Here is a 23604-nt window from a genome sequence, read left to right as displayed (position 1 = left end):
CTTCCTTCTCCCCCGCTCAGCCCGCGATCGCCCAGGTGATCGCGGCGGTAAGCCCGATCAGCATGACGAAAGCATAAGTATAGACATATCCGGTCTGGAGACGAACCGCCGCGCGGCTTCCCACCTGCACCAGCCACGCCGAGCCGTTTGGCCCGAAGCGGTCGATCGTCCCCTCGTCGCCACGGTGCCACAGCAGGCGACCGATCGCGAACGCCGGGCGCACGAACAGGAAGTGGTAGAGCTGGTCGAAATACCATTTGTTGAGCAGGAAGCGGTACAGTGGCTGGAACGTGTCCGCGAACCTCGCGGGCGCGTCCGGCGAGCGGATGTAGGTCAGGTACGCGATCAGCAGCCCCGACAGCATCACGATCGTCGCCGCCAGCTGCACCAGCAGCGGGACCTGATGCATTTCGTGCATCAGATGCTCGTTGAAGAACAACGCGCCCTTCCAGAATTCGCCTGCGCTCTCCGGATCGATGAACCAGCGATGGAACACGAACCCGGCCGCGACCGCACCGACCGACAGGACGATCAGCGGGATCAGCATCGGAAGCGGGCTCTCGTGCGGGTGATAGCCGCCGGTGCCCTTGGGAATCTCGTTGAACCCGCGCGATTCGACGTGCGGCGCATGGCCGGCGTCTTCACCCGCAGGATCGGGATGATGCGCGTCGTCATGGCCGTGCGCGTGCGCATCGCCATGATCATGCGCGAGCTCGTCGTGCCCGTGTCCGTGCGCGTCGTGAAGCGCGTGCTGGATATGCTCCGACGCCGCCCAGCGCGGTTCCCCCCAAAAGGTGAGGAACATCAGCCGCCACGAATAGAAGCTCGTCAGCAGCGCCGCGAACACGCCGACCATCGACGCGACCGGCGATCCCGCGGCCCAGGCCACCTCGATGATCGCATCCTTCGAGTGATAGCCCGCGAACCCGCCGATACCGTAGATGCCGACGCCGGTGATCGCGAGCGTCCCCAGCAGCATCGCCCAGAAGGTGACCGGGATCGCCTTCCGCAAGCCGCCATAGAAGCGCATGTCCTGCTCGTGGTGCATCGCATGGATCACCGAGCCCGCGCCGAGGAACAGCAGCGCCTTGAAGAAGGCGTGCGTGAACAGGTGGAACATCGCCGCGCCATAGGCGCCGACGCCGGCCGCGAAGAACATATAGCCGAGCTGCGAACAGGTCGAATAAGCGATGACGCGCTTGATGTCGGTCTGCGTCGTGCCGATCGTCGCCGCGAACAGGCAGGTCGCAGCGCCGATGAAGGTCACGAAGCCCATCGCGGTCGGCGAGGTCTCGAACATCGGCGACAGGCGGCACACCATGAACACGCCCGCGGTCACCATCGTCGCGGCGTGGATCAGCGCCGACACCGGGGTCGGGCCTTCCATCGCGTCGGGCAGCCAGGTGTGGAGCCCGAGCTGCGCCGACTTGCCCATCGCGCCGACGAACAGCAGCAGGCACAGCACCGTCATCGTGTCGGCGCGGAACCACAGGAAGCCGATCGTTGATCCGGCCATCGACGGCGCGGCGGCGAGGATCGCCGGAATCGAGACGGTGTTGAAGACCAGATAGGTCCCGAAGATCCCGAGCATGAAGCCGAGGTCGCCGACGCGGTTGACGACGAACGCCTTGATCGCCGCGGCATTGGCGCTCGGCTTGCGGAACCAGAACCCGATCAGCAGATAGCTGGCGAGGCCGACGCCTTCCCAGCCGAAGAACATCTGGATCAGGTTGTCGGCGGTCACCAGCATCAGCATCGCGAAGGTGAACAGCGACAGATAGGCGAAGAAGCGCGGCTGGTCCGGATCCTCGCTCATATAGCCCCAGCTATAGAGGTGGACGAGCGCCGAGACGCTGGTGATCACCACCAGCATCACCGCGGTCAGCGCGTCGACGCGCAGCGCCCAGGACACGTCGAACGTGCCCGAGGTCATGAAGTGCAGCACCGGCGTCACCGACGCCTCGCTGCTGCCCATCAGGAAGCCGATGAACACCGGCCACGACAAAGCGCACGACAGGAACAGCCCGCCGGTCGTGATCGCCTTGGGCAGCGTCGCGCCGAACGACTTGTTCGCGAACCCGGCGACGATCGCCGCGACGAGCGGGACGAAGACGATGAAGAGGATCGAATGCACCGGAATTTACCCCTTCATCCGGCTGGGATCGTCGACCGAGATCGAGCCGCGGCCGCGGAAGAAGATGACGAGAATGGCGAGCCCGATCGCCGCCTCACCAGCAGCGACGGTCAGCACGAACATCGCGAACACCTGCCCGACGAGATCCTGCAACGCCGCCGAGAAGGCGACGAGGTTGATGTTCACCGCCAGCAGGATCAGCTCGATCGCCATCAGGATGACGATGATGTTCTTGCGGTTGAGGAAGATTCCCAGCACGCCCATCGTGAACAGGATCGCCGCGACGACGAGATAGTGGACGAGGCCGACGCCTCCCGACATGGCCGCGTTCACAGCTGCACCCCCTGCCCGATCTCCGGCCGCACGTTGCGCGTCGCGTCCTGCGGACGGCGCGCGTTCTGCCGCGCGATATTCTGGTAACGCGACCCCGACCGCTCGCGATGGGTCAGCACGATCGCGCCGATCATCGCGACCAGCAGCACCAGCCCCGCGCCCTCGAAGATGAAGAGATAGCGCGTGTAGAGCAGGTTGCCGATCTGGACGATGTTCGGGACGACATGATCGGTCGGCGCGGCGCGCCGCGCGAGGTCGATCCCGCCCGCGCTCCATGCGCCGACGCCGATCAGGATCTCGGCGACCAGCGCCACCGCGAGCACCAGCCCGATCCCGAAATAGCGGACGAACCCGGCGCGCAGCTCGGCGAAGTCGATGTCGAGCATCATGACCACGAACAGGAACAGCACCGCGACCGCGCCGACATAGACGATCACGAGCAGCATTGCGATGAACTCGGCGCCGACCAGCACCATCAGGCCGGCGGCGTTGAAGAATGCGAGGATCAGCCACAGCACCGAATGCACCGGATTGCGCGACGAAATCGTCATCGCACCGGACACCAGCACGACGAGCGCGAACAGATAGAAGGCGATGGCCTGGATCATAGCGCCTTCCCCGCGTCCGCACGCCCGCGGCGCGCACTGAATGAAACCGTCAAAATCATCTCGACCCCTGATGTCACGCGAGCGCCTACCGGTACGGCGCGTCGGCGGCAAGGTTCGCGGCGATCGCGCGTTCCCACCGGTCGCCGTTGTCGAGCAGCTTGGCCTTGTCGTAGATCAGTTCCTCGCGCGTCTCGGTCGAGAAATCGAGGTTCGGCCCCTCGACGATCGCATCGACCGGGCACGCTTCCTGACACAGGCCGCAATAGATGCACTTGGTCATGTCGATGTCGTAGCGCGTCGTGCGGCGGCTGCCGTCGTCGCGCGGCTCGGCCTCGATCGTGATCGCCTGCGCCGGGCACACCGCCTCGCACAGCTTGCACGCGATGCAGCGCTCTTCCCCGTTGGGATAGCGGCGCAGCGCATGTTCGCCGCGGAAGCGTGGGCTCAGCGGGTTCTTTTCGTACGGATAGTTGATCGTCGCCTTCGGCTTGAAGAAATACTTCAGCGTCAGCGCATGCGCCTTCACGAACTCGTAGAGCGTGAACGCCTTGATCGTCTGCGCGATACCCATCTTACACTCCCACGCGCATGAACATCAGCACGCCCGACACCAGGAACACCCAGAACAGCGACAGCGGCAGGAACACCTTCCAGCCCAGCCGCATCAGCTGGTCGTACCGGTAGCGCGGCACCGTCGCCTTGATCCACGAGAAGACGAAGAAGAAGAACAGGATCTTGGCGAACAGCCAGATGATCCCCGGCACGATATACAGCGGTGCCCAGTCGAACGGCGGCAGATAGCCACCCCAGAACAAGGTCGCGTTGAGCGTGCACATCAGCAACACGTTCGCATATTCGCCGAGCCAGTAGAGCGCGAACGCCATCGACGAATATTCCGTCTGGTATCCCGCGACCAGCTCGCTCTCCGCCTCGGTCAGGTCGAAAGGCGCGCGCTGCGTCTCCGCCAGCGACGAGATCAGGAACACGACGCTCATCGGGAACAGCAAGGGATTGAACCCGAAGCCGTTGATGAAGCCGTACAGCCCCTTCTGCGCCTCGACGATCGTCGTCAGGTTGAACGACCCCGCCCACATCACCACCGAGATCAGCACGAAGCCGATCGCAACCTCATAGCTGACCATCTGTGCCGCGGCGCGGATCGCCGAGAAGAACGGGTATTTGGAGTTCGACGACCAGCCGGCGAGAATGATCCCGTACACGCCCAGCGACGATGCCGCGAGCACGTAGAGCAACCCGACGTTGATGTTCGCCAGCACCACGCCCGGCTGGAACGGCACCACCGCCCAGACGATCAGCGCGACCGTGAAGGTGATGATCGGCGCGAGCAGGAACAGCCCGCGGTTCGCCGCCGACGGGACGATCGTCTCCTGAAGGAAGACCTTCAGCCCGTCCGCGAACGACTGCAACAGCCCGAACGGGCCGACGACGTTCGGACCGCGGCGCAACGCCATCGCCGCCCAGATCTTGCGATCGGCATAGATGATCATCGCCACCGACAGCATCAGCGGCAGCGCGATCGCCAGAATGCCGACGATCGTCGCGAGGAACCACGCCCAGCCATAAGGAAGGCCGATCGTATGATTGAAGAAGTCGGTCACTCCGCCGCCTCCGCGAAGCTCTCGCCATGCACCAGTTCCGCCGAGCAGCGCTGCATCGTCGGCGACGCCCGGCAAATGGCGTTGGTCAGATAGAAGTCCTTGATCGGATAGCCCTCGAGCACGCCCTCCGCGGCCGTGCCGAGCGCCGGTGCGTGCCATGCGAAGGTCTTGAGCCCCGGCGTCGCCAGCTCCGGACAGTCGAGCGCCATCGCCGCGCGCAGCTCGTCGAGCGTGTCGAACGGCAGCGTCTGGCCGAGCCGCTCGCTCAGCGCGCGGAAGATCGTCCAGTCCTCGCGCGCGTCGCCCGGCGGGAACACCGCGCGCTCGCCGCGCTGGACACGCCCCTCGAGATTGACGAACGTCCCCGACTTCTCGGCATAGCTCGCGCCCGGCAGGATCACGTCGGCATGATGCGCGCCACGATCGCCGTGATGGCCGACATAGACCTTGAAGCCGGTGAAGCGCGCATGATCGCATTCGTCGGCGCCGAGGAAGAAGGTCAGCTTCGCATCGTACAGCGCGGAAATACCGGCCTTTTGCGCATAGCCGAGCATCAGCCCGCCCATCCGCGACGCCGCCATGTGCACGACGTTGAAGCCGTTCCAGCCCTGTCCCGAGCCTGTCGAGGCGGCATCCTTGACCAGCCCAAGCGTCTCGACCAGCCCGAGCGCCGCGCCATGCGCGCCCTTCAGCGCCGCGCCGCCGACGATCACCATCGGCTTGCTCGCCTTGCCGAACGCCTCGGTCACGCGCTCCGGCAGCTTGCCGAGCACCGACAGGTCGGTGCCGAGCCAGTCGACCTTGTAGGTCAGCTCGGTTTCCGGCCCGATCGCAAAGACCTTCGCACCCTTCTTGATCGCCTTGCGGATGCGCGTGTTCACCAGCGGCGCTTCCCAGCGCAGGTTGCTGCCGACCAGCAGGATCGCGTCCGCCTCTTCGGTGCCCGCGATCGTGGTATTGAAGTTCACCGCGGCGAGGCTTGACGTGTCATAGTCCATGCCGGTCTGCCGCCCTTCGAGCAGCGAGGAGCCGAGCCCCTTGAGCAGCGCCTTGGCCGCGAACATCGTCTCGCAATCGACCAGATCGCCCGCGACCGCCGCGACCGCGCCGCCGTGGTCCACCGCCGCGATCGCCGCGAACGCCTCGTCCCACGTCACCGCATGCAGCTTGCCGTCGCGGCGCACATACGGCCGGTCGAGCCGCTTGCGCACCAGCCCGTCGACCGCGTGGCGGGTCTTGTCGCTCGCCCATTCCTCGTTGACGTCGTCGTTGACGCGCGGCACCGCGCGCAGCACCTGCCGCCCGCGGCTGTCGAGCCGGATGTTGGTGCCGACCGCGTCCATCACGTCGATGGTCAGCGTCTTGCGCAGCTCCCACGGACGCGCCTCGAACGCATAGGGCTTGCTGGTCAGCGCGCCGACCGGGCAGAGGTCGACGACGTTGCCCGACAGTTCGGACGTGACCGCTTCCTCCAGATAGGAGGTGATCTGCATGTTCTCGCCGCGATAGATCGCGCCGATCTCCTCGACGCCCGCGACTTCCTCGGCGAAGCGGATGCAGCGCGTGCACTGGATGCAGCGGGTCATGACCGTCTTGACGATCGGCCCCATGTATTTCTCGGTGACCGCGCGCTTGTTCTCGTCGAAGCGCGAATGCCCGCGGCCATAAGCGATCGACTGGTCCTGCAGGTCGCACTCGCCGCCCTGATCGCAGATTGGGCAATCGAGCGGATGGTTGATGAGCAGGAATTCCATGATGCCCTCGCGGGCATGCTTCACCATCGGCGTGTTGGTGAAGATCTCCTGGTTCTCCGCGGCCGGCAGCGCGCAGCTCGCCTGCGGCTTGGGCGGCCCCGGCTTCACCTCGACCAGACACATCCGGCAATTGCCGGCGATCGACAGCCGTTCGTGATAGCAGAAGCGCGGGATCTCCTTGCCGGCCAGCTCGCACGCCTGCAGCACGGTGGCGCCCTGCGGCACCTCGATCTCGACTCCGTCGACTTTGACCTTGGGCATTATTCAGCAGCTTCCTGCATCGGGGCGACGTTGCCGCCACGCTCGTTGATGCGGCGTTCCAGCTCGGGGCGGAAGTGGCGGATCAGGCCCTGGATCGGCCACGCCGCCGCGTCGCCCAGCGCGCAGATCGAATGGCCCTCGACCTGCTTCGTCACCTGCTGGAGCATGTCGATCTCACCGATCTCGGCGTCGCCGGTGCGCAGCCGCTCCATCACGCGCCACATCCAGCCGGTACCTTCACGGCACGGCGTGCACTGGCCGCAGCTCTCGTGCTTGTAGAAGTAGGACAGCCGCGCGATCGCACGGACCACGTCGGTCGACTTGTCCATGACGATCACCGCCGCGGTGCCGAGCCCGGAGCCGACCGCCTTCAGGCCGTCGAAGTCCATCGGTGCGTCGATGATGTCCTTCGCGGGCACCAGCGGCACCGACGACCCGCCCGGGATCACCGCGAGCAGATTGTCCCAGCCACCGCGGATCCCGCCGCAATGCTTCTCGATCAGTTCGCGGAACGGGATGCTCATCGCCTCTTCGACGACGCACGGCGTGTTCACATGGCCCGAGATCTGGAAGAGCTTGGTGCCCTTGTTGTTCTCCGCGCCGAAGCTGGAGAACCACGAAGCGCCGCGCCGCAGGATCGTCGGCGCGACCGCGATCGACTCGACGTTGTTGACCGTCGTCGGGCAGCCATACAGCCCCGCGCCGGCCGGGAACGGCGGCTTGAGCCGCGGCTGGCCCTTCTTGCCTTCGAGGCTTTCGAGCATCGCGGTCTCTTCGCCGCAGATGTACGCGCCCGCGCCGCGGTGGACGAAGACGTCGAAGTCATAGCCCGACCCGCAGGCGTTCTTGCCGACGAGGCCCTTGTCGTACGCTTCGGCGACCGCCGCGAACAACACCTCGGCCTCGCGGATATATTCGCCGCGGATGTAGATGTACGCCGCGCGCGCGCGCATCGCGAAGCCCGCCACCAGCGCGCCCTCGATCAGCTTGTGCGGATCGTGGCGGATGATCTCACGGTCCTTGCACGAGCCCGGCTCGGATTCATCGGCATTGATGACGAGGAAGTTCGGCCGGTCCGGCTTCGGCTCCTTGGGCATGAACGACCATTTGGTCCCGGTCGGGAACCCGGCCCCGCCGCGCCCGCGCAGCCCCGACGCCTTGATGACGTCGATGATCTTGTCCTGGCCAAGCTCCAGCAGCGCCTTGGTGTTGTCCCAGTCGCCGCGCGCCATCGCCGCGTCCAGCCGCCACGACTGATAGCCGTAGAGGTTGGTGAAGATGCGGTCCCGATCTTCGAGGGTTTTTCCGAGCAGGCTCATGCGTCCGCTCCCTGCGCCGCGACGTTCCATTCGTCGCGGTAATCGTGGTTTTCGGTCACCATCGCCGTCAGCGAGGTCGGTCCACCCTTCGGCTCGACCGTATGGCGACCCGGCTCTTGCGTGCCCGGCTTCGGGGTGCCGCCGTTCGCCAGCGTCTCGAGGATCGCGATCGTGCGATCGTAGTCGAGGTCTTCGTAATTGTCGTCGTTGATCTGCACCATCGGCGCCGACGCGCAATTGCCCATACACTCGACCTCGGTCAGCGTGAACAGGCCGTCCGGCGTGGTCTTGCCCTTGATGAGGCCCTTGTTCTTGCACGCCGCCAGCACGTCGTCCGACCCGCGCAACATGCACGGCGTCGTCCCGCATACCTGCACGTGGAAGCGGCCGACCGGCGCGAGGTTGAACATCGTGTAGAAGGTCGCAACCTCGTACACGCGCATATAGGGCACGCCGATCTCGCGCGCGACGAACTCGATCACCGGAACGGGCAGCCATCCTTGCGTCTGCGTCTCCGCGCCGACCTGGCGCTGTGCCAGATCGAGCAACGGGATCGAGGCCGATTGCTCGCGCCCGGCCGGGTAGCGCGACAGGATCGCGTCACGCTTCGCCTTGCTGTCGTCGTTCCACTGGAACGCGCCCCAGCGCGCGCGGACCTCGGCCTCGTCGGGAATGATAGGTGCGTCAGCCATCAGCGGTCACATTCGCCAAAAACGATATCCATCGCGCCCAGGATGGCGGTGGTGTCCGCCAGCATGTGCCCGCGGCTCATGAAGTCCATCGCCTGCAGGTGCGAGAAAGCGGTCGGACGGATCTTGCAGCGATACGGCTTGTTGGTACCGTCGCTGACCAGATACACGCCGAACTCGCCCTTCGGGCTTTCGGTCGCGACATACACTTCGCCCGCGGGAACGTGATAGCCCTCGGTGTACAGCTTGAAGTGGTGGATCAGCGCTTCCATCGAGCGCTTCATCTCGGCGCGCTTTGGCGGCACCACCTTTCGGTCGAGCGAGGCGATCGGCCCTTCCGGCATCTCGGCGAGGCATTGCTTCATGATCCGCGCCGACTGGCGGACTTCCTCGACGCGCACCATGAAGCGGTCGTAGCAATCGCCGCGCGTGCCGACCGGCACGTCGAAGTCCATCTTCGCATAGACGTCGTACGGCTGCGACTTGCGCAAATCCCACGGAATGCCGGCAGCACGGATCATCGGGCCGGAGAAGCCCCATTTGATCGCGTCCTCACGGCTCACCGTCGCGATATCGACGTTGCGCTGCTTGAAGATGCGGTTGTCGGCGACGAGGCTGATCGCATCCTCGAACAGCCGCGGCAGCCGCGTGTCGAGCCAGTCGGCGATATCGGTCAGCAGCTTGAGCGGCACATCCTGGTGAACCCCGCCGGGGCGGAAGTAATTGTGGTGCATCCGCGCGCCGGTCGCGCGCTCGAGGAAGCCGTAACAATCCTCGCGAATTTCGAATAGCCACAGGTTCGGCGTCATCGCGCCGACGTCCATGACGTGCGACCCGAGGTTGAGCATGTGGTTCGAGATGCGCGTCAGCTCGGCGAAGAACACGCGGAGGTACTGCGCGCGGATCGGCACCTCGAGATCGAGCAATTTCTCGATCGCGAGCACGAAGGTATGCTCCATGCACGCCGGCGAGCAATAATCGAGGCGATCGAAATACGGGATCGCCTGCGCATAGGTCTTGTACTCGATCAGCTTCTCGGTGCCGCGATGCAGCAGCCCGACGTGCGGATCGATCCGCTCGATGATCTCGCCGTTCAACTCCATCACGAGCCGCAGCACGCCGTGCGCCGCGGGATGCTGCGGACCGAAGTTGATCGTGTAATTCTGGATCGCCACGTCGCCCTCGGTCGGGTGCGCGGCGTCGGTCGCGTGCAGGATCTTCTCGATCGCGGGATCGACCTCGCGATCGACCGCCTGCTCCTTCTGGACGTACGTGTCGGTCATTGGTTCTGCCCTCCGCCCTTCGACGGCACGACATCGGGGTCGGCCGGCTTCGGCTCGGCATCGCTTTCGGCACGCCCCGCGCCGGTTTCGGCGGTGCTGGTCGTGTCCTTCTTGGCATAAGGCTGGCTCGGTGCCGGGGCGTCCTGCTTCGGCGTCTCGACCGCGCCGGCCTTCTGCACCTCGGTCGCGGTCGCCGGGGTCGGCGCGCCCTTCGCCTCGGGCAGCTTCGCCTTTTCGTCACCCGGCAGCACGTATTCCGCGCCTTCCCACGGGCTGGTGAAGTCGAAGGTGCGGAAATCCTGCGCCAGCTTCACCGGCTCATAGACGACGCGCTTCTGCTCTTCCGAATAGCGCAGCTCGACGAACCCGGTCAGCGGGAAGTCCTTGCGGAACGGGTGCCCGCGGAAGCCATAGTCGGTCAGGATGCGGCGCAGGTCGCGGTTGCCCGAGAACAGCACGCCGTACATGTCGTATACCTCGCGCTCCAGCCAGCCAGCGACCGGCCAGATGTCGGTCACCGACGGCACCGGCGTGTCCTCGGTCGCGCCGACATGGACGTGCAGCCGGTGGTTGCGCGTCAGCGACAACAGGCAATAGACGACCTCGAACCGCTCGGCGCGCTCCGGATAGTCGACCCCCGCGATCTCCATCAGCTGCTGATATTCGAGCCCGGGCGTGTCGCGCAGCGCGGTCAGCGCCGCGACCAGCCCGTCGCGCGTGACGTGCAACTGCACCTCGCCCGCGATCTCGACCGCATCGAGCAACGCGCCACCGATCGCGGCACGCGCCGCGTCGATCGTCGCATCGTTGAGCTGCGCCGCATAGGCAGGAGCCGGCGCCCTCACCGTTCGATGCTCCCGGCACGGCGGATCTTCCGCTGCAACTGCATCACGCCGTACAGCAACGCCTCGGCGGTCGGCGGACAGCCGGGGACGTAGATGTCGACCGGCACCACGCGATCGCAGCCGCGCACGACGCTGTAGCTATAGTGATAATAGCCGCCGCCATTGGCGCACGAGCCCATCGAGATGACGTATTTCGGCTCCGACATCTGATCGTAGACCTTGCGGAGCGCCGGCGCCATCTTGTTGCAGAGCGTACCGGCGACGATCATCACGTCCGACTGGCGCGGCGACGCGCGCGGCGCGGCCCCGAACCGCTCCATGTCGTAGCGCGGCATGTTGACGTGGATCATCTCGACCGCGCAGCATGCGAGCCCGAACGTCATCCACCACAGCGAGCCGGTGCGCGCCCATTGGAACAGTTCCTCGGTCGAGGTGACGAGGAAACCCTTGTCGTTCAGCTCGCCGTTCAGACCATCGAAAAAGCCCTGGTCGGGCGCGATCACCCCACGACCCGGCTCGGGATTGTTGACGAGCCCGATCGGCCCGGAGTGTGCTTCTACTCCCACTCCAGCGCTCCCTTCTTCCACGCGTAGACAAGGCCGAGCGCGAGTTCGGCGATAAAGATCATCATCGAGATCCATGCGGTCCAGCCAAGCGAGAAAACGCTGACTGCCCAAGGATATAGGAACGCCGCTTCGAGATCGAAGATGATGAACAGGATGGCGACCAGATAGAAACGCACGTCGAATTGCGAGCGGCTGTCCTCGAACGCGGGGAAGCCGCATTCATATTCGGCCAGCTTTTCGGGCGTGGGTTTGGCCGCGCCGGTCAGCTTGGCGACCGCCATCGGCAGGAACACGAACGCGCTCGACAAGGCGAGCGCCACTCCCAGGAACAGGAGGATCGGTAGGTATTGCGACAGATCGACCACTATGTCTCTCTCGCCTCTCTCGCAGGTGCGAACGGAACCGGCACGCTCTAGACCCCCGCCCCCGGAGGGGCAAGGCCGCGGGGCAGTGAGAATGAATCGCAAGGACCTACCAGTCGTTACCCCGCACGCGGTGGCCCCGCCATTCGTCGATCCGCCGCTGCGTCGCCGGGGACAGGGTGGCAGGCAGCGCATCGAGCGGATGGAATCCGGCTTCGGCCAGTTCGCGCCCGTCGACCACCGGCGTATCGTCGCTGCTCGCGACGAAAAGGTGAACCGTGTCGCGCCGCCCCTCCGTGCGTGATTCATATCGGGCGAAGAGCGCCAGCTCCTGCGCGATACACCCGGTTTCCTCACGCAGTTCGCGGGCCGCCGCCACGGCCGGCGGCTCGCGGCGCGCGATCCCGCCACCGGGGAGCATGTGCAGATCGCTGCGGCCGTAGCGATGCCGGACCAGCAGCACCCGGCCGGCGCGATCGAAGACCAGCAACTTGACCCCGTGCGTGCGCCAGCCGACCAGCGCCATCGCGCGGCGGCGCAGCCAGTACGCCAGCGGCAAAAACAGCTTCACCATATCGGGTGACGCTAGCGGGCAACGCGACGTGCGGCCAGCGGAGGATGACTGCGGGGTTGCACCGCGCGCGCTCAGCAGCGAAAGCGCAGCGCAGCCAGGGGGAAGTTCATCATGTCCGTCATGTCCGATCGCTGGATTCGCGAGCGCGCGCTTGCTGACGGCATGATCGAACCGTTCGTCGAGTCGCAACGCCGCGACGGCTGCATCAGCTATGGCCTGTCGAGCTACGGCTACGACGCCCGCGTCGCCGACGAGTTCAAGATCTTCACCAACGTCGACAATGCGCTGGTCGATCCGAAGGATTTCGCCGCAAACAGCTTCGTCGATCGCAAGACCGACGTCTGCATCATCCCGCCCAACAGCTTCGCGCTGGCGCGGACGGTCGAGTATTTTCGCGTACCCCGCGACGTTCTGGTGATCTGCCTCGGCAAATCGACCTATGCGCGCTGCGGGATCATCGTCAACGTCACCCCGCTCGAACCCGGCTGGGAGGGGCATGTGACGCTCGAATTCTCGAACACCACGCCGCTACCCGCCAAGATCTACGCCCATGAGGGCGCGTGCCAGTTCCTCTTCCTGCACGGGAACGAGCCATGCGAGACGAGCTATGCCGACCGCGCCGGCAAATATATGGGACAACGCGGAGTGACCCTGCCGCGGCTATGACGACGATGGCTGGCGTTGCAGGACGACCGGTTTCCATCGGCGTAATCGACGCCGCTGTGGCTTGACGCTTGAACGGAGCCGCCCGCACGGGATCCTCCAACCCCGACCGGTCCGGAGGCTCACGGGATCACGCACGTGCGTTGGTTCGTCATCCGGCAAGACCATTCGCTTCCGCCCGCCCTCGCGACGAGCGTGGAGCAGAACATCATGACGTGAGGTCGAACATGCCGTTCGTCATGGCGAGCGAAGCGACTCCGTCCGGGGTACTGTGATTCGCCTCTGAACCGCCGAAGACGCCTACCGCGACGTTGGACGATCGACGCTCATCATCGGCGCGCTGGCAATCAGGTCAAGGCAGCGCAAGACAAGCGGGCGGACGGATCAACAGCTATCGAAAAAAACCACCAGTCCCCGCGAGATCAGCCATCGAAGCTCGCCTGTGATCCACTTCGAGACGCGAACACGCGCGCGTCGATCCCGCCATGCCGCAAACTGGAGAACGCAAACTCTTTGAAAATCGCCTGCGAAGGCAGTTCGGGAAAGTCGGATCAAGTGCGCCAAACTCACTCCCGAACTGCCCGCCCCGTAACCACCTCCCGGCCGCAAGCGCGCCTTCTTTGCAACACTCGTTGCCAAAAAGGCACGCCTAACTTCAGCGTGTCGCCATGGCCGTGGTGAGCCGCATCATCCCGGTCCGCGCCAGGTCATGCGAGGTGCGGACGCTGCCATCCGCCATATCCAGCGCCACCGATTCGCGGTCAAGGACATCGCCGTATAGTGCCCGCGCTTGTGCCTCGCGGCCGGTACGCGCGTACACGGCGGCGAGATTGAGCATCAATTCAGGGCGGTCGGGGAAAATCGCGCGCTCCGCGTCGATCGTCTGCTCGGCCTTGGCGAGACTTCCCGCGGCGATCGCCTGATAGCCGACCCGGTCTTTCGCGGTCGCCGGCGCCGTTGCCAGTGTCACTATCGTCAGCGCTGCGAGCGTCAGCTTGCCGTACATGTCACCCTCCTGTCTGCACCCGCGAAGACAATCGCGTTACGCTTTTATGACATCAAGGTGTCACTTATTTGACATTCTGGCAAGAGGGGCACTTGCGGTATCCCCGGTCCGACCCGCACGAACGAAAAAGGGCGGCCCCGCGGGACCGCCCTTCAAACCGGAGCATCCAATCGCCGGAGCGATCAGAAATCCTTGTAATATTGTTCGTTGCCGACGAAGCCGAGCTTCGTCACGTTCGAGCGCTTGATATCGGCCAGCGCCTGGTCGACGACGTCGTACCGCGTGGCCGGATCGGGCTGGAACTGCAGTTCCGGCTCGGGGCTCATCGCTGCCGACTGGTCGAGGTACTGACGCAGCACCGTCGAATTGACCGGGGTGCCGTTCCAGGTGATCCCGCCCGCCGCGTCGATCGCGATCTTGTTCTTGATCGGATCGACCGGCGGCTTCTGTGCCTTCGGATCGTTGACCGGAAGGTCGACCTTCACCGCGTGCGTCGGGACCGGAAGGGTGATGATGAACATGATGAGGAGCACGAGCATGACGTCGATCAACGGCGTCGTGTTCATCTCCATCATCGGCTCGCCGTCATCGCGGCCTGCACTCATTGCCATGTCAGCTACTCCTCGCTCAGGCGCCGCCGCCCTTGGGCTGCGAAATGAACCCGACCTTGGCGAAGCCGGCCATCTGCATGTTGTAGATCGTGCCCGCGACGCACCGCCACGGCGTGTTGACGTCGGCGCGCACGTGCGCTTCGGGAAGCTCGAGGTCCGGGTTGCCGGGGCCACCCTGACGATCGATCTCGGTCTTCAGCTTGGCGACGGCACGGTCCAGCAGCTCCTGGTGGGTCACCGGCGTGATGCCCCAATAGACCTGGCAGGCGCCGTTGTTGCCGGCCACCGACAGCGACACGTTCTCGGGCTTGGTCGTGGTGGGATCGAAGACGACGCTGGGCAGCTTGATGCCCTTCACCGTCTGGATGGCGACCGGCACCGCGATCAGGAAGATGATGAGGAGCACCAGCATGACGTCCACGAGGGGTGTCGTGTTGATGTCCGACATCGGGGATTCAGCGGAATCTCCGCCAACGCTCATCGCCATCAGGCTATCCTATTCTCTCGTTCCGCCGCTCCGGGCCGCCACGCGGCGCCGACACGACGGCAGGTGATCGACGGGGCCGCCGGAAGCGACGACCCCGCTTATCCCTTCGCCTTACGGGCGGGTCTGCACGCCACCGGCCTGGCCGGCAGTCGTGGTCGCCGCGGCCGGCTTGACCGGCGCCTTGGCGGTGGCGGTCGTCGCGCCGATCGACGGGCGAACCGCACCGTTCGAGGCGAGGAAGCCCAGCACGTCGTTCGAGAAGGCCGACAGGTCTTCCGCGATCGACTTGTTGCGACGCTGCAGCCAGTTGTACGCCAGCACCGCCGGAACCGCGACGACGAGGCCGAGCGCGGTCATGATGAGCGCCTCACCGACCGGACCCGCGACCTTGTCGATCGACGGATCGCCCGACGCGCCGATCTTGATCAGCGCGCGATAGATGCCGACGACGGTCCCGAACAGACCGATGAACGGCGAGGTCGCACCGACCGTCGCGAGGAACGCCAGACCACCGCCCAGCTTCGAGTTGATCGCGGCTTCCGACCGCGCCAGCGAGCCGTGCAGCCAGTCGTGCGCCTCGACCGGATCGGTCAGCTTCGAGTGCTGCTCCTGCGCGGCCAGGCCGTCATCGACCAGCTGCTTGTAGGCCGAATTCTTCTCGAGCTTCGCCGAGCCTTCGCGCAGCGAGGTGCTGTTCCAGAAGTTCGACCGGACGCGCTTGGCCTGGTTGATGATCTTCTGCTGCTCGAACAGCTTCGAGAAGAGGATGTAGAAGGACACAACCGACATCACCACCAGGATGGTGAAAACCGACTGCGAGATGATGCCGCCTTCCTTCAGCGCCTGCTGCAGGCCGAACTGGTTCTCGGCTGCCGCGGTCCCACCCGCGGCGAGGATGTTGATGATCATTCGGTTTCTTCCTTAAGCCAGATAAGTTGTCGGCCGGCGATTTTGGTCCGCGCGGCCAGGGTCACGCGGATCAGTTTTGTGGCAGCACCCATCGCACCGGCAGCGTATAGCTGGAGACGATCGGGTTCCCGGTCGCATCCTGTGCCGGCGAGAACCGCACGCGGCTCTTGGCGATACGGCAGGTCGCCTGGTCGAGCGCCGAGGAGTTGCTCGACGTGGTGACCACGCAGTCGGTGACGCGCCCGTCGGTGCCCACCGTCAGCTTCGCGACGACACGTCCCTGCTCTTCGGCACGGATGGCCGAGGGCGGGTAGTTGTCGGCACCGAAGAACTGGCCGGGATTACCCTTCAGACCGGCAGCCTTGCTGACTGCAGGGGGTGCCGGCGGCGCCGGCGGCGCGGGCGGGGCGGGCGGCGCGACCGTCGGCGTAGGCACGTAGACCGGCGGCGGGGTCGGCACCGTCGCGACCGTCACGGGCGGCGGATTCGGGTTCTGCACGATCGGCGGCGGCGACACCACCGGCGGCGGCGTCATCGGCGTATCGGGCGGCGGGGGCGGCGGCTCTTCCGGCGGCGGGGGCGGTGGCTCCTCGACGTCGAACGTGTTCAGCTTCTCGACCTGCTTCTTGACGAAATTCGTCGCGAGGCCGGTTATGAAGGCATAGCCAAGGGCAACGTGGATCAACGCGACGATTACCAGCGCGCCAACCTTGCCCCCGCTCATCTTCTGGTCAGAATAGGCCATTCAGCAACGAAACTCCCTCATCCTGCGGCCCGTGGCGTGACCGGATCGAAATCCGGCCGGGTTGTTAACCTTTCCGTAGCGCCCAATAGGCTACCTACAGACACACAAGTCCTATCGCGCGCCTTTTGGGAGCGCAAACGCTTTGTCGGACGCAACAAACGTACAGCCGGACTGCGACGTTTTTATTTCTGTATCGTTTGCGCGCCCGCGTCTATCCCAAGCAGCATGACCAAGCGCATTTTTTTCCTATCGTCCGCCGCCGCGCTACTGGCTCCCGCGATCGCGCCGCTGTCCGTCCGCGCCCAGCAAGCGCCTGTCGCCGCACCGGTTGCACCAGCGCTGGGCTACGCCGATCTCACCGATCTGGTGATCGCCAGCCCCCTGGTGATCGACGCGACGATTCGCTCCGCCTCGCGAATCAAGGGCGCGGAGGCGGCCGGGCTCCCCGCCGGCAAGACGCGTTTCTATGTCGAAGCGGATGTAACCACACTGGTGCGCGGGGCGACCGCCATCCCGGCGCGGGTCGGCTGGGTGGTCGATGTCGGACCCGATTGGCGTGGTCGCGTGCCGTCACTCAAGAAGCGGCGAGTGCTCGCCTTCGCACGTCCCGTAGCGGGACAAGCGGGTCAAATTCAGTTGGTTGAGCCCGGCGCGCAGCACGATTGGAGCGCCGTGCTCGCGCAGCGCGTTCGCGCGATCGCCTCCGAGATCGCGGCCCCCGATGCGCCGCCCGTCATCACCGACGTCGGCAATGCCTTCCACGTCCCCGGCGCGCTCCCCGGCGAGGGCGAGACGCAGATTTTCCTGCGCACCCGCGACAATCGCCCGGCCGCCTTGTCGATCCTGCGTCGCCCGGGCGAGCAGCCGCGCTGGTCGATCGCGCTCAGCGAGATCATCGACGACTCGGCCCCGACCCCGAAGCGCGACACCTTGCTCTGGTATCGGCTCGCCTGTGCCCTCCCCCCGACGCTCCCGGAACGCAGCACCGCGTCGCTCTCGCCCGACGATGCCACGCAGGCGCAGGCCGATTACGCCTTCGTCATCGAGCAGCTCGGGCCGTGCCGCGCCGCGCCGGCGTCGGCGGTCAGCGGCGGTGCCGGACCAATGTGATGCCGATCGCCTCGCCGGCTTCGGCGATGGCGAGCTTGACGATCTTCACCTTCACGCGCCGGACACGCTGGTCCTGGAGGAACAGCGTTTCCGCAATGTGATCCGCCACCGCCTCGATCAGCGTGAAATGCCCGGCGGTCGACAGCGCGTCGGTCGCGGCGTGCTTGAGGTCGAGATAATTCTTCGAGGCCGACAGCGGCGTATCGGGGGCGTAATGCGCGGGCGCGTCGAGCAGCACCGTCAACGAGAGGCGCAGCGGCTGCGGCAGATGCGTCTCTTCGGAATAGATGCCGGTCAGCACCTGCACCTCGAGGTCATGCACCTCGAGTTCGAGCGTATCGGGGGCGTAGGTCATGCGGTGGCACTCGGACGGGCGGTGGCGGCGGCGTGCCAGCGGCGCAGATGCGGCACCCCATCGGGCAGCGCCAGCCGCGCCATCGCGGCGAAATCGACCGTCACCAGCGCGGTGATGTCGGCATAGGAATAACGATCGCCCGCGACCCATTCGTTGTCGGCAAGCCGTTGGTCGAGCGTCGCGACGAACGCTTCCCACATGCGTGCGCCGCGCGCGGCGAGGTCGGGAAGCTGCGGCAGCGCCGGCCAGATGCCCGGCTCGGCGCGATTCGCGAAGCGCGGCGCGGCGTTGCGCAGCGCATAGACGCAGGCGGCATAGCCTTCCGCCTCGACGCGCCGCGTCCACGCGGTAACGCGCGCAATCTCCACCGGACGCGCGCCGAACAGGGGCGGATCGGGATGCAGCGCCTCGAAGAACCGGCAGATCGCGGTCGAGTCGCCGATCACCTCGCCATCGTCGAGCCGCAAGGCGGGCACCGTGCCGCGCGGATTGATCGCCAGAAAGTCGGGATGCAGATGCGCCCCGCCCGCCAGATCGACGGACACGCGCTCGACGGAAATCGCCTTTTCGGCCAGATAGATCCGCACGCGCCGCGGGCTGGGCGCGCGCTCGGCGTCGTAGAGCTTCATTCGATCGTTCCGGTTGCCATCCCCGCCGCCCGCACGTGTCCGTTGCCGCGCGGCGGAGCTCGCCCTAAAGCGCCCGCGCCCGGGCGTCCACCTCGATCGCGGGCAGGAGGAAGCGCGCGCGTGATCCAGATGGTGCCGATCGACACGATCGCCGACGACGCGATTGAGCAATTGCTCGACCGGGCGTTCGGCCGCGACCGGCATCTGCGCACCGCCTATCGCCTGCGCGCCGGGACGCGGCCGATCCCCGGACTGAGCTTCGCGCTGGTCGAGGGCGATGCGTTGCTCGGTTCGATCCAGTGCTGGCCGGTGCAGGTCGACGGCGACGATGGATCGGTCTGGCCGCTGGTGCTGGTCGGCCCGGTCGCGATCGTGCCCGAGCGGCAGCAGGAGGGGCTCGGCCGGCGGCTGATGGAGGCGGCGCTGGCCGCAGCGGCGGGTGGCCCACCGCTGACGCTGATCGGCGATCCGGAATATTACGGCCGCTTCTTCGGCTTCGACGCCGCCGCCACCGCCCTGTGGCGGCTGCCCGGCCCGGTCGAGCGCCGCCGGCTGCTCGCGCGCGGCGCCAACGTGCCTGCCTTGCCCGGCGTGCTCGGGCCACGCCGCCACGCCAGCGCCGCGGCCTGACCTTTACCGTAAGCCACCCGCACCCTAGGTGAGCGCGATGCCGATGGCACCGCCTCCAGATTTCGACACCCTGACCGTCGCCGACATCGCGCGACTCGCCGACAGCGACCGGCTGCCCCCGGTCGAGCGCTGGAACCCGACGCATTGCGGCGACAGCGAGATGCGGATCGCGCGTGACGGCAGCTGGTTTCATCAGGGCGCGCCGATCACCCGCCCGGCGATGGTGCGCGCGTTCAGCCGCATCCTGCGTCGCGAGCCCGATGGCGGCTATGTGCTGGTCACGCCGGTCGAAAAGCTCGACATCGCGGTCGAGGATGCGCCGTTCGTCGCGCTGGAGATGAAGGCCGAGGGCAGCGGTCGCGACACGACGCTGGCGTTCCGCCTCAACACCGGCGAGCTGGTGACCGCCTCCGCCGCGCATCCGCTGCGCTTCGAGGAGCGTGCCGACGGGCCGCACCCCTATCTCCATGTCCGCGGCGGCCTCGAGGCGCTGATCGCGCGCCCCGTCTATTACGAACTCGCCGAGCGCGCGCTGGCCGGCGACGATGCGCCTTCGGGGGTGTGGAGCGCCGGCACCTTCTTCGCGCTGCAATCGTGACGCTCGCCGAGCGGCTCGCCGCCGCGCTGACCATGGACGCGTCCCCCGCGCTGGCGGGGGACGATCACGACCACGCCGGCGATGTGGTGCTAACGCCCGCGGCGGTGCTGGTCGCGATCACCGACCGCCCTGCACCCGGCATCTTGCTGACCCAGCGTACCGAAACCTTGCGCCGCCACGCCGGACAGGTCGCCTTTCCCGGCGGTCGCCTCGATCCGGGCGAGGATGCGGTCACCGCCGCGCTGCGCGAGGCCGAGGAGGAGATCGCGCTGCCCCGCCGGGAGGTCGACGTGATCGGCACCTCCGATCCCTATCGCACCGGCACCGGCTTCACGATCACGCCGGTCGTCGGCGTCGTGCCGCCCGATCTGCCGCTGGTTGCGAGCGAGGCGGAGGTCGCGGCGGTGTTCGAGGTGCCGCTCGCCTTTCTGCTCGACCCCGCGAACCAGCGCGCGGCGACGGCGATCTATCAGGGGCGGGAGCGCCGCTACGTGGAGATGATGTGGAACGAACGGCGGATCTGGGGCGCGACGGCGGGGATGATCGTCAATCTCTCGCGGCGGCTGCGATGGCCGGCGTGACGCTGCCCGCCGCCGAATGGCGCATGCGCCCGGGCCTTGCCGAACTGATCGCCGCGCTGGACGGCGACGCGGGCATGGCGCGCTGGGTCGGCGGCGCGGTGCGTGACTCGCTGCTGGGGCTGCCGGTCGCCGATCTCGATCTCGCGACGCGCTTCACGCCCGACGCGGTCGTGCGGCGGCTGGAGGCGGCCGGGATCAAGGCGGTGCCGACCGGGATCGCGCACGGCACCGTCACCGCGGTCAGCGCCGGAACGGTCATCGAGGTCACGACGCTGCGCCGCGACGTCGCCACCGACGGGCGTCACGCCACGGTCGCCTTCTCCGACGACTGGCGCGACGATGCCGCACGGCGCGACTTCACGATGAACGCGCTCTACGCCGATCCGCTGACCGGCACGCTGTTCGACTGGTTCGGCGGGCTCGACGATCTGGCGGCGCGGCGCGTGCGGTTCATCGGCGATCCCTATCGCCGCATCGCCGAGGATCATCTGCGCATCCTGCGCTTCTTCCGCTTCCACGCGCGCTTCGGCGATGCGATCGATGCCGGAGGACTGGCGGCGTGCGTCGCGCGCGCCAACGACCTGATGGCGCTCAGCCGCGAGCGGATCGCCGCCGAACTGCTCAAGCTGCTGGTCGCACCCGGCGCGGTGCCGGTGGTGACGCTGATGGAAGAACACGGCATCTTCCGGCCGGTGCTGCCCGAGATCGATGCCGCGGGCGTCGCCCGGCTGGTCGCGCTGGCGGAAGCCGAGTCGGCAGCCGGGATCGCTCCCGACGCGATCCGGCGCCTCGCCGCCTTGGTCGCATCCGGCGCGGCCGAGGCGGTCGGGGCACGGCTCAAGCTATCGAACAACGATCGCAAGCGGCTGGTCCAGGCGAGCGCCGGTCCCGGCGACGAAGGCGCACGCGCGCTCGGCTATCGCGTGGGGGTGGAAAGCGCGATCGACCGGCTGCTGCTTGCCGGTGCCGATCCGCGCGCGCTCGTCGACTGGTCGCGCCCGTCATTGCCGATCGGTGGCGGTGCACTGGTCGCGCGCGGACTGGCGAAGGGGCCGGATGTCGCGCGTGCGTTACGCGCGGTCGAGGACCGCTGGATCGCGGAACACTTCCCCGATGCGGAGCGGGTGGCGGCGATCGCCGACGACGAAGTCGCTCAGGCGTTGCGCTCGCGCAGGAACGCATAGGCGGCATCGGGCTCCAGCGGCCGAGCATAGGCATAGCCCTGCCCGAAGGTGCAGCCGAGCGCGGCCAGCGTCTGTCCGACGTCGATCGCCTCGATCCCCTCGGCGACGGTCGCCATGCCCAGCGCCTGCGACAGCCCGAGGATCGCGCGGACGATCGCCACCTTGTCGCGATCGGTCAGCAGGCCGGTGACGAAGCTGCGGTCGATCTTGAGCACGTCGATCGGCAGCTTCTGCAACGAGGCGAGGTTCGAGAAGCCGGTGCCGAAATCGTCCATCGCGATCGTCACGCCGGTTTCCTTGAGCCCGGTCAGCACGCGCGCGATGCGGTCGGGATCGTTGATCAGCGCGCTCTCGGTGATCTCCAGCTTCAGCCGCGCGCCCGCCAGCCCGGTGTCGTTGAGCGTGCGCCGCACGACTCCGGCGATCGAGTCGCGCTGCAACTGGATCGGTGACAGATTGACCGCCACCGTCGCCCCGCAGTCGCCGCCGGCACGCCGGTCCCAGCTTGCCAGCGTGCGCAACGCGCTGTCGAGCGCCCAGCGCCCGAGCGGCACGATCAACCCCGATTCCTCCGCCACCGGGATGAACCGGCCGGGCTCGTGCCGAATGCCATGTTCGTCGGTCCAGCGCGCCAGTGCCTCGAACCCGCTGACGCGCCCGGTCTGCAGATTGCAGATCGGCTGATAGAGGAGATTGAGCTGCTCGCTTTCGATCGCGCGGCGCAGCGACGTCTCCATCGCGAATTCCGCGCGCGCCGAATCGAGGGCGCGCGTCTGGTACGATTCGGCGTTCTTGGTCGATTTCGACTTCTTCATCGCCACCTGCGCGTGGCGGATCACGTCCTCGGCATCGCTGACGGCGGCGTCGCCGAACGCGATACCGATCGCGCATGACACGCGCAGTTCGTATTCGCTGAGCCGAAACGGGGTCGCCAGCGCGTCGCGGATGCGCCGTGCGACCTGCTCGGCCTCGTCGCGGCTGGCATCGATCGACAACAGCACGCCGAATTCGTCGCCCCCGGTGCGCGCCAGCGTATCGCTATGGCGCAGCGCCCCCTTGATGCGGCGGGCGACGGTAATCAGCAATTCGTCGCCGGTCAGCGACCCCAGACAGGCGTTGAAGCGGCTGAAGCGATCGAGGTCGATCATCAGCACCGCCCAGGACGCATTGCCCTGCGCGATGCTCGCTTCCAGCGCGTCGGTGAAGCCGCCGCGGTTCGGCAACCCGGTCAGGCTGTCGGTCGCCATCTCGCGGCGCAGCGTTTCCTCGGTTCGCACTTCCGCGGTCTGGTCGACGAACGACGCGATACAGGCCTGGTCGGCGCGTTGCGGCAACCGCGACAACGTCAGGCGATAGTGCCGCCGTTCGACCGCTGCGCCGGTCTGCCAGTCGCGCTCCTCGCTCTGCGTGTCGGAGGCGAGAAAGGCCTGGAGGATCGGCGTCAGGTTCGGCTCGTCGATCAACCGCGCCCGGGTGAACGCGCGGTTGAAGACCTCGACGCGCGTCTGCCCCTCGTGGAGCGCGATCAGCGCCAGCGGGATCGGGACGAGTTCCAGCGATCCCTGATGCGCGGTCAGGCCAGGCGACTCGGGCGGAGTCGCCAGTTGCCGGGTCAGCCATGTCGCACGCGTTGCCATCACCGTTTCGGATAGCGACGAAGGGTTAAGGCGGACTTTAAGACCGACGTTTTCGCCCGGCCTTCTTCGATACGGTTCCGGTACGATCCTATGGCGCGACGGTGACCGGATG

Annotated in this window: 27 protein-coding genes; 6 read left to right on the top strand and 21 right to left on the bottom strand. The window is 66.7% G+C overall.

Annotated elements, in window-relative coordinates; all coding sequences use genetic code 11:
* Nucleotides 1–16 precede the first annotated feature (16 nt).
* The 13 genes from nuoL to PGN12_05640 form a co-directional block, all read right to left on the bottom strand.
* Nucleotides 17–2134, bottom strand: a complete 2118-nt coding sequence (nuoL, locus tag PGN12_05700) for an NADH-quinone oxidoreductase subunit L (GenBank protein ID MEH3103383.1) — start codon at nt 2132–2134, stop codon at nt 17–19.
* A 6-nt stretch (nt 2135–2140) separates the two neighbouring features.
* Nucleotides 2141–2455, bottom strand: coding sequence for an NADH-quinone oxidoreductase subunit NuoK (gene nuoK / locus PGN12_05695; protein ID MEH3103382.1), 315 nt, complete (start codon nt 2453–2455; stop codon nt 2141–2143).
* Nucleotides 2456–2463: 8 nt separating this feature from the next.
* Entirely contained in the window at nt 2464–3075 is a 612-nt protein-coding gene (locus PGN12_05690) for an NADH-quinone oxidoreductase subunit J (protein MEH3103381.1), read from the bottom strand.
* Between the two features lie 85 nt (nt 3076–3160).
* Entirely contained in the window at nt 3161–3646 is a 486-nt protein-coding gene (nuoI, locus tag PGN12_05685; protein MEH3103380.1) for an NADH-quinone oxidoreductase subunit NuoI, read from the bottom strand.
* Between the two features lies 1 nt (nt 3647).
* The gene (gene nuoH / locus PGN12_05680) at nt 3648–4694 is read right to left on the bottom strand and encodes an NADH-quinone oxidoreductase subunit NuoH (protein ID MEH3103379.1); all 1047 of its coding nucleotides are present in this window, start codon (nt 4692–4694) and stop codon (nt 3648–3650) included.
* The gene (nuoG, locus tag PGN12_05675; GenBank protein MEH3103378.1) at nt 4691–6709 is read right to left on the bottom strand and encodes an NADH-quinone oxidoreductase subunit NuoG; all 2019 of its coding nucleotides are present in this window, start codon (nt 6707–6709) and stop codon (nt 4691–4693) included. The genes nuoH and nuoG overlap by 4 nt, the downstream gene beginning before the upstream one ends.
* Nucleotides 6709–8028, bottom strand: a complete 1320-nt coding sequence (nuoF, locus tag PGN12_05670; GenBank protein MEH3103377.1) for an NADH-quinone oxidoreductase subunit NuoF — start codon at nt 8026–8028, stop codon at nt 6709–6711. Before nuoF ends, nuoG begins: the two co-directional genes overlap by 1 nt.
* Nucleotides 8025–8720, bottom strand: coding sequence for an NAD(P)H-dependent oxidoreductase subunit E (locus PGN12_05665; protein MEH3103376.1), 696 nt, complete (start codon nt 8718–8720; stop codon nt 8025–8027). The genes nuoF and PGN12_05665 overlap by 4 nt, the downstream gene beginning before the upstream one ends.
* The gene (locus PGN12_05660) at nt 8720–10000 is read right to left on the bottom strand and encodes an NADH-quinone oxidoreductase subunit D (GenBank protein MEH3103375.1); all 1281 of its coding nucleotides are present in this window, start codon (nt 9998–10000) and stop codon (nt 8720–8722) included. The genes PGN12_05665 and PGN12_05660 overlap by 1 nt, the downstream gene beginning before the upstream one ends.
* On the bottom strand, nt 9997–10845 hold the full coding sequence (locus PGN12_05655; protein MEH3103374.1) for an NADH-quinone oxidoreductase subunit C: 849 nt from the start codon (nt 10843–10845) through the stop codon (nt 9997–9999). Before PGN12_05655 ends, PGN12_05660 begins: the two co-directional genes overlap by 4 nt.
* Nucleotides 10842–11384 carry an NADH-quinone oxidoreductase subunit B gene (locus tag PGN12_05650; protein MEH3103373.1) on the bottom strand — a complete coding sequence of 181 codons (543 nt, stop codon included), beginning with the start codon at nt 11382–11384 and terminating at the stop codon, nt 10842–10844. The genes PGN12_05655 and PGN12_05650 overlap by 4 nt, the downstream gene beginning before the upstream one ends.
* Before the next feature lie 17 nt (nt 11385–11401).
* On the bottom strand, nt 11402–11776 hold the full coding sequence (ndhC, locus tag PGN12_05645) for an NADH-quinone oxidoreductase subunit A (protein MEH3103372.1): 375 nt from the start codon (nt 11774–11776) through the stop codon (nt 11402–11404).
* A gap of 106 nt (nt 11777–11882) precedes the next feature.
* Nucleotides 11883–12347, bottom strand: a complete 465-nt coding sequence (locus PGN12_05640) for an NUDIX domain-containing protein (GenBank protein MEH3103371.1) — start codon at nt 12345–12347, stop codon at nt 11883–11885.
* Between the two features lie 111 nt (nt 12348–12458).
* Here PGN12_05640 and dcd point away from each other — a divergent pair, with 111 nt between their 5' ends.
* Complete coding sequence (gene dcd / locus PGN12_05635) at nt 12459–13013, top strand: dCTP deaminase (protein ID MEH3103370.1); 555 nt, start codon at nt 12459–12461, stop codon at nt 13011–13013.
* A gap of 652 nt (nt 13014–13665) precedes the next feature.
* Here the strand turns inward: dcd and PGN12_05630 are convergent.
* The 5 genes from PGN12_05630 to PGN12_05610 form a co-directional block, all read right to left on the bottom strand.
* A complete protein-coding gene (locus tag PGN12_05630; protein ID MEH3103369.1) occupies nt 13666–14016 on the bottom strand; it encodes a tetratricopeptide repeat protein in 351 nt (116 codons plus the stop codon).
* 182 nt (nt 14017–14198) lie between these two features.
* Nucleotides 14199–14627: a biopolymer transporter ExbD gene (locus PGN12_05625; protein MEH3103368.1), complete on the bottom strand. Its 429-nt coding sequence runs from the start codon at nt 14625–14627 to the stop codon at nt 14199–14201.
* 16 nt (nt 14628–14643) lie between these two features.
* Nucleotides 14644–15114: a biopolymer transporter ExbD gene (locus tag PGN12_05620; protein ID MEH3103367.1), complete on the bottom strand. Its 471-nt coding sequence runs from the start codon at nt 15112–15114 to the stop codon at nt 14644–14646.
* 111 nt (nt 15115–15225) lie between these two features.
* Nucleotides 15226–16023, bottom strand: a complete 798-nt coding sequence (locus PGN12_05615) for a MotA/TolQ/ExbB proton channel family protein (GenBank protein ID MEH3103366.1) — start codon at nt 16021–16023, stop codon at nt 15226–15228.
* 70 nt (nt 16024–16093) lie between these two features.
* Nucleotides 16094–16768, bottom strand: a complete 675-nt coding sequence (locus PGN12_05610) for an energy transducer TonB (GenBank protein MEH3103365.1) — start codon at nt 16766–16768, stop codon at nt 16094–16096.
* A gap of 225 nt (nt 16769–16993) precedes the next feature.
* Here PGN12_05610 and PGN12_05605 point away from each other — a divergent pair, with 225 nt between their 5' ends.
* On the top strand, nt 16994–17878 hold the full coding sequence (locus PGN12_05605; protein ID MEH3103364.1) for a hypothetical protein: 885 nt from the start codon (nt 16994–16996) through the stop codon (nt 17876–17878).
* On the opposite strand, the gene PGN12_05600 is transcribed toward PGN12_05605, so the two are convergent.
* Both PGN12_05600 and PGN12_05595 read right to left on the bottom strand, forming a co-directional pair.
* Complete coding sequence (locus tag PGN12_05600; protein ID MEH3103363.1) at nt 17853–18233, bottom strand: dihydroneopterin aldolase; 381 nt, start codon at nt 18231–18233, stop codon at nt 17853–17855. The two genes, PGN12_05605 and PGN12_05600, sit on opposite strands and share 26 nt — an antisense overlap.
* Nucleotides 18230–18862: a glutathione S-transferase family protein gene (locus tag PGN12_05595; GenBank protein MEH3103362.1), complete on the bottom strand. Its 633-nt coding sequence runs from the start codon at nt 18860–18862 to the stop codon at nt 18230–18232. Before PGN12_05595 ends, PGN12_05600 begins: the two co-directional genes overlap by 4 nt.
* A gap of 120 nt (nt 18863–18982) precedes the next feature.
* Here PGN12_05595 and PGN12_05590 point away from each other — a divergent pair, with 120 nt between their 5' ends.
* Genes PGN12_05590 through PGN12_05575 form a run of 4 tightly spaced genes read left to right on the top strand, consistent with a single transcriptional unit; the run spans nt 18983 to nt 21855 of the window.
* Nucleotides 18983–19492, top strand: coding sequence for an N-acetyltransferase (locus PGN12_05590; GenBank protein MEH3103361.1), 510 nt, complete (start codon nt 18983–18985; stop codon nt 19490–19492).
* Between the two features lie 37 nt (nt 19493–19529).
* On the top strand, nt 19530–20090 hold the full coding sequence (locus PGN12_05585; GenBank protein ID MEH3103360.1) for a DUF1285 domain-containing protein: 561 nt from the start codon (nt 19530–19532) through the stop codon (nt 20088–20090).
* On the top strand, nt 20087–20671 hold the full coding sequence (locus PGN12_05580) for a CoA pyrophosphatase (protein ID MEH3103359.1): 585 nt from the start codon (nt 20087–20089) through the stop codon (nt 20669–20671). The genes PGN12_05585 and PGN12_05580 overlap by 4 nt, the downstream gene beginning before the upstream one ends.
* Complete coding sequence (locus PGN12_05575) at nt 20659–21855, top strand: CCA tRNA nucleotidyltransferase (GenBank protein MEH3103358.1); 1197 nt, start codon at nt 20659–20661, stop codon at nt 21853–21855. The genes PGN12_05580 and PGN12_05575 overlap by 13 nt, the downstream gene beginning before the upstream one ends.
* On the opposite strand, the gene PGN12_05570 is transcribed toward PGN12_05575, so the two are convergent.
* On the bottom strand, nt 21825–23492 hold the full coding sequence (locus PGN12_05570) for an EAL domain-containing protein (protein ID MEH3103357.1): 1668 nt from the start codon (nt 23490–23492) through the stop codon (nt 21825–21827). The two genes, PGN12_05575 and PGN12_05570, sit on opposite strands and share 31 nt — an antisense overlap.
* Nucleotides 23493–23604: the final 112 nt, after the last annotated feature.

The organism is Sphingomonas phyllosphaerae, from assembly GCA_036946405.1.
Classification (GTDB): domain Bacteria; phylum Pseudomonadota; class Alphaproteobacteria; order Sphingomonadales; family Sphingomonadaceae; genus Sphingomonas; species Sphingomonas phyllosphaerae_D.
The sequence above is the reverse complement of the archived record's forward strand: the minus strand, read 5'-3'. Positions and strand labels throughout refer to the sequence as shown.